Here is a 236-nt window from a genome sequence, read left to right on the forward strand (position 1 = left end):
CGGGCCGAAGCTGAATGCCTATGCGCGCCTGCTGCCCGACACGGCGCTGGAGCAAGCGCACGCGGCGGAGAAAGAGATACAGCGCGGGCACTATCGCGGGCCGCTGCACGGGATTCCTTACGCCGCAAAGGACCTGCTGGCCGTAAAAGGCGTGCCCACGACGTGGGGAGCGAAACCCTTCGCGGATCAGGTGTTCGACTACGACGCGACGGTGGTTGAGCATCTGCACAACGTCG

1 protein-coding gene is annotated in these 236 nt (G+C 65.3%); it reads left to right on the forward strand.

The genetic code is table 11. From position 1 onward, the window contains the following. Positions 1-236 (forward strand): amidase family protein (locus ACZ3GY_RS24805; protein WP_465912485.1); only part of this gene is annotated, 236 nt, incomplete at both ends.

The sequence above is a fragment of the Pseudomonas sp. PME37.24/006 genome (genome assembly GCF_055556635.1).